At 56.7% G+C, this 11,021-nt stretch carries 7 protein-coding genes; 3 read left to right on the top strand and 4 right to left on the bottom strand.

The window, feature by feature from the left end:
- Window positions 1-103 precede the first annotated feature (103 nt).
- Window positions 104-4,384 (top strand): response regulator, encoded by a 4,281-nt coding sequence (locus M5R41_12780; protein MCZ7557267.1) that lies wholly within the window; start codon window positions 104-106, stop codon window positions 4,382-4,384.
- 10 nt (window positions 4,385-4,394) lie between these two features.
- On the opposite strand, the gene M5R41_12775 is transcribed toward M5R41_12780, so the two are convergent.
- A complete protein-coding gene (locus M5R41_12775) occupies window positions 4,395-4,850 on the bottom strand; it encodes a NifB/NifX family molybdenum-iron cluster-binding protein (GenBank protein ID MCZ7557266.1) in 456 nt (151 codons plus the stop codon).
- Complete coding sequence (locus tag M5R41_12770) at window positions 4,847-5,344, bottom strand: DUF134 domain-containing protein (protein ID MCZ7557265.1); 498 nt, start codon at window positions 5,342-5,344, stop codon at window positions 4,847-4,849. The genes M5R41_12775 and M5R41_12770 overlap by 4 nt, the downstream gene beginning before the upstream one ends.
- 659 nt (window positions 5,345-6,003) lie before the next feature.
- On the opposite strand from M5R41_12770, the gene M5R41_12765 reads away from it, so the two are divergent.
- Window positions 6,004-7,101 (top strand): response regulator, encoded by a 1,098-nt coding sequence (locus M5R41_12765; protein MCZ7557264.1) that lies wholly within the window; start codon window positions 6,004-6,006, stop codon window positions 7,099-7,101.
- 181 nt (window positions 7,102-7,282) lie between these two features.
- Here M5R41_12765 and M5R41_12760 read toward each other — a convergent pair whose 3' ends face one another.
- Window positions 7,283-8,668: a sigma-54 dependent transcriptional regulator gene (locus M5R41_12760; protein ID MCZ7557263.1), complete on the bottom strand. Its 1,386-nt coding sequence runs from the start codon at window positions 8,666-8,668 to the stop codon at window positions 7,283-7,285.
- Between the two features lie 325 nt (window positions 8,669-8,993).
- Between M5R41_12760 and M5R41_12755 the strand changes: the two genes are divergently transcribed.
- Window positions 8,994-9,293, top strand: a complete 300-nt coding sequence (locus M5R41_12755) for a hypothetical protein (protein MCZ7557262.1) — start codon at window positions 8,994-8,996, stop codon at window positions 9,291-9,293.
- A 182-nt stretch (window positions 9,294-9,475) separates the two neighbouring features.
- Here the strand turns inward: M5R41_12755 and M5R41_12750 are convergent, their stop codons facing one another.
- Complete coding sequence (locus M5R41_12750; protein ID MCZ7557261.1) at window positions 9,476-10,960, bottom strand: glycine--tRNA ligase; 1,485 nt, start codon at window positions 10,958-10,960, stop codon at window positions 9,476-9,478.
- Window positions 10,961-11,021: the final 61 nt, after the last annotated feature.

Below are 11,021 nucleotides of genomic sequence, written 5' to 3'. Positions count from 1 at the left end.
CATCCTGATTGGGGACGCGAATTTTCGTATGTTAATTGTTATTCCTCTCTGTAGCCGAGTAGCATCGATGGACGCTTCCCCTGATATCCGTGAATCCGGAACAATGCCTGAAAGAGATCCCGCACTGGCGCTGCGCGCACTGATCGAGACGGCATTTCAGGGCGCACCGCCGACAGGTAAGAAATGGGAAACCTTTCTCCGGGATGTCGAAAATGCGTTTTCGCGCCAGGCGGAGGAAATCGCGGCCCTCCGCTCTATCATCGAAAGAAATGCGATGGAGCTCTTTCATGCCGCAGCGGATCTGCGGGCGATAAGCCACAACGTCCCGGATGTGTTTCTCCGACTGGATGGCGAGAATACCATTCTCGAAATTGCCGGCAGGTCACCGGGTCTCCCCGCCGATCCCGGGGACGTCACCGGGCGTGTTTTGACGGAGACGCAATCCTTTGTCGCCGATCCGATACTGTCGCAGCTTCTTGCACAAGCACGTAACATATTGGGACCGGTGAGCGGGCAGATCAGCGCCACAGACGGAACGGATGACATCCTCTTCGAGGCGAGTATCGTGCCTGCTGTTGAAGGCCAAGTCCTCATCTTCCTCAGGAATATCACGGTACGGGTGAGGGCGTTAGAGCAACTGCAGAAACGCGACACACTGCTGCAAGCCGTTGCCCGCTGCTCCGACATCCTCCTTGCCTCTCCCGATCTCGATGCCGCTATAAACTCCGCGCTCCGTGTGCTCGGTGAGGCGACGAAGGTGGATCGCGTGTATCTCTTTCAAAACGACTCTGATACCGGGAGTGGCGAGTTGTTCATGCGGCAGATCAACGAATGGGTCGCCGAGGGCATCATACCACAGATAGACAACACCTCGCTGCAACACTACCCCTACAAGCCGACACTGGAGCGATGGTATCAGCACCTCAGCACGGGTCTTGCCGTTAAGGGCGACGTTCAGACTTTTCCCGAGATTGAACATGAAATGCTGCGATCGCAGGACATTCTCTCCATGATGGTTGTTCCCGTGTTTTCGGATAACAAATTCTGGGGGTTTATCGGATTTGACGACTGTCACGGTATGCGCGTTTGGGAAGAGCAAGAGGAAGCGATACTCCATGTCATGAGCGGCATTCTCGGCGGCCGGCTTGCGCGTCACGACGCCGAACAGACGGTGCAGGAGAATGAGCGGCGCTACCGGTCGTTGCTGCAGAATCTCAGTGACGCCATAACGGTACTCGACAGCGACGGTATTATTCAGTACGAGACCGTGGCCGCCGAACGCATGACCGGCTTCAGCACACGCCAGCGCCTCGGAAGGCTGGTCTTCGACTACATCCATCCCGATGATGTGGAACTTGTGTACAGGACCTCGAAGCTTGTGCTCTCCGCTCCGGAACGGGAGGAGAAAATTGAATTCCGTCACGCGCATGTGAATGGGAGCTGGCGAACGCTTGAAGCGGTGGCAAAAAATTATCTGCATCTGCCAAGTATCAAGGGTATTGTGGTCACGACGCGCGATGTCACGGAACGTCGCAGTATCTCCGCACAGATCACGCGCCTCGCGCAGGTGGTCAGCTCCGTCAACGATCTCATCGTCATGATGGACCTGAACGGGAAAATCGAGTATGTCAACAACGCGGTTCTGGAGCGCCTCGGCTATGCGCGGGATGAACTGATCGGTCTGCAAGGCCGGGTGTTGCTCTCTCCCGCCAATCCCGCAAATCTGCGCGACGACGTGTACGCAACTGTCGCCACGGGGACATGGAAAGGCGACGTGCTCTTGATCTCCGTCCGGGGTGAAGAGTTCTGGGTGCACATGACGGCAACACAGCTCGTGATAGACGGAGCGCCCGCCGGTATTGTCGCCATTTCCTACGATATCAGTGAGCGCAAACTTGCCGAACAACGCCTCCTTCGCTTCAGCGAGCAACTCAAGCAAATCCACCGGTTGCATACGACGTCCTACACCTTGTTCGAGGAATTGTTCGAGGATTACCTGCAGACCGGCATCGGCATACTCGGTATGGAAACCGGGGTCATCAGCAAGATTGACACGGACAAGTTCACGATTCACGCCGCAATTTCACCGCTGCATGCCCTCGCACCGGGAAGTACCTTCGCGGTGGCGGATACCTATTGCGACCGTGTCGTGCGCACAGCATCCACCGTCTGCTATACGCATGTCGGCAGTGATCCGGAAATGCGAACCCATCCCGTGTACATCAATCTCCAGCTCGAATCGTATCTCGGCACTCCGATTTTTGTGCGGGATCAGATTTACGGTACGCTCAGCTTTTTATCCGGCCGGTTACGGCCGCAGGATTTCTCCCCTCGTGAAATCGAGATCATCGAACTGATGGCGCGAAGCATCGGTCGCTTTATTGACGACCAGATGGTGGAAGAAGAGCGTCGTGATTACTCCGATGCCCTGGTAATCGCGAAGGAAGCCGCCGAAAGGGCGGACCGAGCAAAGAGCGAGTTCCTTGCTTCCATGAGCCATGAAATCCGGACCCCGATGAACGGGGTGATCGGCATGACCGGTCTTCTCCTGGAAACTCCGCTTACGCAGGAGCAGCGGGAGTACGTGGAAACCATCCGCCTCAGCGGCGATTCCTTACTCACCATCATCAATGACATTCTTGATTTCTCCAAAATCGAATCAGGACGTCTGGAAATCGAGCAGCTGCTGTTTGAAGTCCGCCCGTGTGTCGAAGAAGCCCTCGATTTGATCTCACCGAATATCGGTGACAAAAGCATCGAACTGCTGTACCTCGTGGACAATGCCGTACCCCGCAGCATTCGTGGCGACGTCACGAGACTGCGACAGGTGCTCGTCAACCTCATCGGAAATGCCGTCAAATTCACGGATCGCGGTGAAGTATTCGTGGCCGTCTCCCGTTCATCGATAGACGACAGACATATCGAGCTGCTGTTCGAGGTCCGCGATACCGGCATCGGTATACCGGCGGAGCGAATCGGACACCTGTTCCAGTCCTTCACGCAGCTCGATTCATCAACCACCCGGAAATACGGTGGATCCGGCCTGGGACTCGCCATCAGTCAGAAACTCGTGGAGATGATGGGTGGAAAGATCTGGGTGAAGAGTGTGCCCGGCTCCGGATCTTCCTTCTTTTTCACGATCAGGGCCGAAGCCGATAATCTCGATCCCTTCCCTCCTACTCCGGAACTCCCCGGGAAGCGCATTCTGGTCGTTGACGACAATCAGACCAATCGCCGTATTCTCAGCGTGCTGTTCGACCGTTGGAAAATGCGCAGTACTGTACTGGCATCCGGCGCGGAGGCACTTATCGCACTTGGCGAAGCGCCGGAGTTCGATCTTGCCGTCCTCGATATGCTGATGCCGGAAATGGACGGCTCGCAGCTCGCGGCATCCATCAAGGGCATGGCGGGATATGCGGACCTACCCATTATCCTTCTTACTTCCCTGGGCCGTCAGGATATGCGAACCGAACGGACGCAGTTATTCACAGCCATCCTGACCAAGCCAGTGAAGCATTCGCAGCTTTTCGACGCGATTGTGAACGTTCTCGCACCCGGCACCGCGCGACCGGAAAAAGTACGCGCACGCCCCAAGGTGGATCAGCACCTTGCCGAACGCTATCCTCTGCACGTTCTCGTTGCAGAGGACAATGCCATCAATTCGCGGCTCATTGTCAGAATTCTCGAGCAGATGGGATATCGCCCGGATATTGCCGCCAACGGGTATGAAGTGCTGGATGCCATGCACCGGCAGCCGTACGATCTGGTGCTCATGGATGTGCAGATGCCCGAGATGGATGGGCTCGAAGCGACACTGCAGATTCGTGCCGAGCATGGCGAGAATCCTGGGCCCGTCATCATCGCCATTACCGCGAATGCGATGGGTGACGATCGCCAGAATTGTCTCGACGCCGGCATGGACGACTATCTGAGCAAGCCCATTCGCATCGAAGAACTGCAGGAGCGAATTCTGCACTGGTTTGAGTCGCGACCGCGGCTGACGACACCCGTCATAACGTCCACCACCGTCGCCGACCTGCTCGAGCCGCAGACTATAGACATGCTTCGTGAGCTGAAAAAAACCGCGAACGACGAAATTCTGCTCGAGTTGATAGAAATTTTCCGCTCGCAATCACCCGTACTGCTCGCGGATATCTACGCTGCCCTGGAGCGCCGCGACGCCGACGCGCTCGAGAGAGCTGCGCACACGCTCAAGGGTTCTGCGTTGAATCTTGGGGCGAAGCTCTTCGCCGAGCAATGCTTGCGTGTCGAGCACGCGGCGCAGGACGGCGACTTCGCCCGCGCAGAGGCGGTGGTGCCGGCACTGCAGCATTGCTTCGACACCTCACTCGCGGCGTTGGAGATGACGTTGCTGCGTTCCTGAGGTCACCAACTCAGTGGCGGCAGAAGCCCTGGAGTTGCTCTTCCAGCCGACCGTCGCGCCACGCCTGAAATGCGTCCTCGACGTTTCCGAGCGTTGTCAGGCGAACGGTGATCCCGGCTTGGTGTAAATCCGTCTGCAGGCGATGTCCCATGCCGCCGCAAATCAGTATATCGCAGCCGGCCAGAGCGGCGCGAATCCGCGCATGTTTCTGCGCATGCGCGTCGCTGAAGTCGCCGCCGTGGCGATGCATATGCTGAGACCCGCTGACCGTATCCGCGTGTGCATGGTGGTGGCCATGTGCGTCAGGATGATGCTCTCCGGCATGGACATGCCCCGGCATTGGGGATGTGCGGTACTCGCGCTGCGTCACGGCATGTCCGTCGTATTCCATGACGACGAATCCTTCCGATCTGCCTGCATGCCCTGCGACGTGTATGCCATCGTCTGATGCGATTGCGATCTTCATTGTGTTTCTCCGGTTTGTTTTTTCTGTTTTTTGTCGAGCAAGGCCTGATGGTGCTCGGATCCCTCGCGCAGCATGACGGTGTTGCATGCCGGGCAGCGCGTCTCTCTGCACGGAATGCCCCGCTGATGCGCGACGGTAACTCCGCATTTCGGACAAATGCATTGTGCCTTTGCCGCTCCGGCATGATGTTTGCTTTCCATATAACTACCTCCTTCGATGCGTAACGCCTGACCGTGCAGCAGCGCCTCCGCGGTTTTGCGTCGCGCCGTTTCTACGATGCGCCCGAACGTCGCCCGGCTCACACCCATGCTGCGCGCCGCTTCATCCTGATACAGACCGAGAATATCGGCAAGCCGCAGCGCCTCGAATTCATCCACGGAGAGCGTGATTTCACGAAGCAGATGCATCGGTATACCCGCCGGCTTGAAATAGCGATGCTCGGGTGTTTCGCTCACGATGCGTCTGCATGTCGGTCTTCCGCGTGACTGTTTCATGTTGTAATATGGGCATATGCTCATTAATGTGCAAGTGCCGGAATGAAGTTGATGATACAGAGATGAAGTACAGGCAGAGAGCAGAGAGCAAAGAGCAGAGAGCAGAGAGCAGAGAGCAGAGAGCAGAGAGCAGAGAGCACGTTTCTACTGGGTCTCTCGATGTTGTACTGACTCCCGACCTCGACCGCGGTACTACGAACGTGCTCATTGCGTACCGCCACACGGACCCTGAGCGAAGTCGAAGGTGCGTCTCTGCGTTTGATCCTTCCCGAGACCACAGAAGAGACAGAACAGACAGAAGAGGGGAATCTAACGCAGATGCGCAGCCCTTCGACGGTGGCTGAGCGTAGTCGAAGCCCGCTCAGGGACCAGCGCGAGGATGCTGAAACGCAAGGAACAGTAGCCTGGCCGTCGGAGCCGCTGCCGGCGCGAATGCTCTCTGTCGGAACTGATCTATACCGCCACCGTGCCAAATCCTACCGCAGATCGATTCACTCCGCCTGGCGGACCGATTCCCGATTCTCGATTCCCGATTCTCGATTCCCGATTCACGAATCCCGATTCTCAACCCACTGCTTTTCTTGTCGTCCGCACTCCGAGTTGTGAGGCAAGCGCGCAATGCCTACATTCGTTCTTCACCCTCTGCACCTGGAGACAGCATGAAAAAAATCGCGGTCATCGAGGACGAAGTCATTGTCAGGGAAAGCATAGTCGAGCGGCTGACCGAAGCCGGCTACGACGTGGTATATGCGGAAAACGGCATGCAGGGCATTGAATTGATCAGGGAGCACAAGCCCGATCTCGTGCTCTGCGATGTGATGATGCCCAGTCTCGGCGGCTTCGGTGTGCTGGAATACATCCGAAAAGACACGACAACGGAACTGATTCCATTTATCTTTCTCTCGGCACTTTCGGAAAAAAGCGATCTCCGCAAGGGAATGCAGTCAGGCGCGGATGACTACCTCACCAAACCGTTTTCCAAGGAAGAATTGCTCGAAGCCGTGGAAGCGCGCCTGCGCAAGCAGCAAAGCCAGCAACAGCGTCTGCATGGCGCGCTGGAGGAAGTGCGCGAATCCATCAGCCGCTCTTTGCCGCATGAATTCCTGACGCCGCTCAATTCCATTCTCGGTCTCTCCAATCTGCTGCACGATCATATGAAGGACTTCTCCCCGGATGAAGTTCTCGAGATGTTGCGGCATGTGAATCAGGCCGGACAGCGGCTGCTGCGCCTGGTGCAGAATTATCTCCGCTTTTCGGAACTCGAGAATCTTCGTTATGATGATGTTCGCCGCGCGGCTCTGCTCGAAGAGTTCGTGGAATCTCCGGAATTCCTCATCCCCGATCTCGTGCGCGTGCTGGGAGAACGGGCAAAACGCGCGAAGGATATCGTCGTCCATGCGGAAGCAGCAACGCTGCGCATCAGCGCGCCGAATCTGGAGAAGCTGCTGGAGGAATTGATGGACAACGCCTGCAAGTTCAGTCTCGACGGCACTCCCATCACGGTCACCGCCGCATGTTCCGAAGGATGGTATGAAATCGTGGTACACGACAAGGGGCGCGGTATGACGGAGGAGCAAATCCGTTCGATCGGTGCATACATGCAATTCGAAAGGGCGCACTTCGAACAGAAGGGCGTCGGGCTGGGCCTGGCCCTCGTGCATTCCATTGTCGATCTTCACGGCGGACGCATGGCCATCAAAAGCCAACCCGGACGCTCGACCACGGTAACGGTGCTTTTGCCCTACGAAGCGGAATAAAATCTCCTCTGCCGGTACATCAGTCGCTTCGCTGTCGGCTTCTCGTGAAAATGGTTGTTGACAGGAGAGAGGGTGGTTGCCGGCAGCGACTGTCCCGGCACGGCTGTCCCGCATCCGGGGCAGCGAACATCCAAAGAAATGTCTGTACCGATACTATTTGCTCTGTGGAGTAGGGGCGCACTCACGCGCGCTCGAGAGGAATACCGTATTTTTTTACGAGGTCATACAACGTCGTTCGACCGATTTCCAGCAATCGCGCAGCTTCGGACGCATTGCCGTCGCACAGCAGCAAGGCGCGGCGCAGCGCGCTCTCCTTGATTTTTTCCAGAGAAATGATGTCGTTCCTGCTCCGGAAAAGCAACGGTGCATCCGGATCGTACGGACTGCTCTCCTCGGGCTGATACAGCGAAAGCGGCAGGTCGTCCTCTCCGATCACATTGTCATCGCTGAGTATCACACTGCGTTCAATGACGCTCTGCAATTCACGGACGTTCCCCGGCCAGGGGTAGGTCTTTAATATGTCGTAGGCGGCGGGGGTAATGCGCATCGGGGCCTTACCTTCACGCGTGGCGAAGAGGTTGAGAAAGTGATCCGCGAGCAGCGGGATCTCGACGGCACGGTCGCGCAAAGGCGGGATAATAATCGGAAATGTGGATAAACGGTAGTACAGATCTTCGCGGAACTGACGCTCCGCGGCCATGGTGCGCAGATTTCTGTTCGTCGCCGAGATGATGCGTACGTCCGTGCGGATGGTATCAACGCCGCCGACGCGTTCGAATTGGCGCTCCTGTATCACACGCAGGAGCTTGGCCTGCAGCGTGGCATCCATTTCACCGATTTCATCAAGAAAAATGGTTCCGCCATGCGCGGCCTCGAATTTTCCGATCTTTCTCTCAATCGCGCCGGTGAACGCGCCGCGCTCATGGCCGAACAGCTCGCTCTCGAGCAGATCGCGCGGGATGGCCGCGCAATTGATGATGATGAACGGACCGTCTTTGCGTACGCCGTTGTAGTGAATGGCCCGCGCGATCAGCTCCTTACCGGTACCGCTCTCTCCTTCGATGAGCACGGTGATGTCGCTGCGTGATGCCCGCTCCACCATTTTCAATACGTCCTGCATCACTCCCGAGCTCGACACGATATTGTCGTAGCGCACATTCTTCTCGAGTGTGTCCTGCAATTCCCTGACCTTTTCGCGCAGCGTATGGAGATGCACGGCATTCTGCAGCGACAGCTGCAGACGTTTGAGATCCACCGGCTTGCTGAAATAATCTGTGGCACCGGACCGCATGATTTCCACGGCGACGTCAATCTTGGACTGTGCCGAGAGCATGATGACGGGCAGATCCGGAATTTCCTTGCGCAGCGCACCCAGTACTTCGAGACCGGACATTCCCGGCAACATGTGGTCGAGGAGCACGACGTCCGGTCGCTCGTCCAGACTACGAAGCAACGCTTCGCCGGTGTTGAAACTTTTCGTTTCGTAGCCCCACGAAGTGATGGTCACTTCGAGGAGACGGCGCAACGAATAATCATCATCAGTGATAAAGATGAGATGGCTACCCATAAGATGTCATTCGTGATGGGGAGGGCCAGGATGCCTATGCACATAGTATACACAAAATCCTCCGAATTCCCGAGTATCCCCAATGAACGCCGGCTTGTACCGACGGTCAACGTACAGGATGTCGGGACTTCACGTGAGATACGGAGGCCGTTGCGCACATGATGTGGGAACCCTGCGTGATTTCCGGTTCGGAGGCTTGGGCGCGAGCAATAACGCACTGGTGTTCTCCGGATAGCTGCGGGGAACGCGAAAGTTGCGTCCCGAATCGCTATTTTGTAGATACGCATCCGCACACTGTGGGTGCGCGGTTCCACTCGTGCGAGTTATGGCAAAAAAAATCTTTCTCTATACAGGCATTGTGTCCGTCATCGTTCTCGGCGTCGTCATTCTTTGGCGCCCTGCGCATGTTTCGGAAAACACTCGCGAATCGCGAACACCGGAGGAAGCCCTGGAGCTCTACCTCAACGACAGAATGGATTATTCCCTGACATTTTCCCGTATCCTCGCGGAGCGTCGTATACGCAGCGCCGAGTCGCTTGCCGTCGTCCGCCCAGACCTCCGTCCCCTCGCCCGTGAAGTCATCGACAGTTTGAACAATCGCCTCGCACGTACCGGAGGATCGTGAGAAGGGTGGAGGATCGTGAGAAGGTGAGATGGTGAAAAGGAAAAAAGGTGAAGAGGTGAAAAGGGTGGGATCGTGAACAGTCGAAGACTCGCTGCGGCGGGATGAAAAGGAGAAAAGGTAAGATGCTATCCGATATGCACTCTTACCTTTTTACCTTTTCTCCTTTTTACCTTTTCACGATCCTACCCTTTCAACCTCTCCAGCAAATACGCCCGCACATTATCCATGCCGATGCGCTCCTGCTGCATGCTGTCGCGTTCGCGTACGGTGACGGTGCGGTCTTCGAGCGTCTGTGAGTCAATCGTGAAAGCGAAGGGGTGCCGATTTCGTCCTTGGCGACGGTAGCGGCGGCCGACGGAGCCGCTGTCGTCATAGAACACCTTGAGGTCTTTCTGCAGATCGCGGTAGAGCGCGAGGCCGAGTTCGTCCATGCCGTCGCGATTGACCAGCGGCAGGACGGCGGCCTTGAAGGGAGCGAGCTTCGGATGGAAGCGCAGCACGGTGCGCACCTCGCCTTCCACTTCCTCTTCGTCGTACGCGTCCACAAGAAACGCCATGAGCGAACGGCTCGCGCCCGCGGACGTCTCGATCACGAAGGGGATGTATTTTTCTTGTGTCTCGGTGTCGAAATAGTCCAGGCCTTTTCCCGAATATTCGGTGTGGCGGGAGAGATCGAAATTCGTGCGGTTATGAATGCCTTCGATTTCTCCCCAGCCGAAGGGAAACTCGTACTCGATGTCCACCGCCGCCTTGGCATAATGCGCGAGCTTCTCGGGCGCATGCGGATGGAAGCGGAGCTTGTCCTTGCGCATGCCGTTTTCGACGAACCAGTTCATGCGCATCTCGCGCCATTGCTCGTACCATTCGTCGTCGCTGCCTGGACGCACGAAGAACTGCATTTCCATCTGCTCGAATTCTCGGGTGCGGAAGAGGAAGTTCTTCGTGTTGATCTCGTTGCGGAAGGCCTTGCCGATCTGGGCAATGCCGAAGGGCACTTTCTGCCGCGTGGCCTGCAGGACGTTGGAGAAATTCACGAAAATTCCCTGCGCGGTTTCGGGACGCAGAAACACCGTCGCGCTGCTGTCCTCCACGGGGCCGATAAAGGTCTTGAACATCAGGTTGAATTTTCTCGGCAGCGTAAACGTCCCCGTCGCACCGCAGTTCGGACACACGAGAAGCTGCTGTTCGTTCAGATTTTCGAAGATGGCCGCATCATCCACCAGCGCGTTGCCGGCGGCTTCGTGCTTCTCCTCTTCGCTCATCGCTGCGATGCCGTCGCGCGCTTCGTCGGTCAGCAATGCCGTCCACGCCGTCACGATTTTCTTGCGGCGCTTCTCGTTGTAGCTTTCGTACAGCACATCCAGGCGATAGCGGCTTTTGCACTGCTTGCAGTCCACCATGGGATCGGTAAAGTTTTCCACATGTCCTGAAGCTTCCCACACCCGCGGGTGCATCAGTATGGATGCGTCCAGCCCCTCGATATCGTCGCGATAGGTCATCGCGCGCCACCAGGAGTCCTTCACGTTGCGCAGCAGCTCCACGCCCAATGGACCGTAATCCCAACAGCCGTTCAACCCGCTGTAGATTTCCGATGATTGAAAGATGAACCCCCGACGCTTGGACAGGGAGACGATTTTTTCGAGAGTGCCTTGCTGTGCTTTTGCCATGGTGTACGCTTACCGGGAGACGAGAAATGTGAAACGGTTACAATTTTTAATATTACGAAAA

The sequence above is a fragment of the Bacteroidia bacterium genome (assembly GCA_027493955.1).
GTDB lineage: Bacteria > Bacteroidota > Ignavibacteria > SZUA-365 > SZUA-365 > JAOSJT01.
This window is presented reverse-complemented; position numbering and strand designations above follow the sequence as displayed.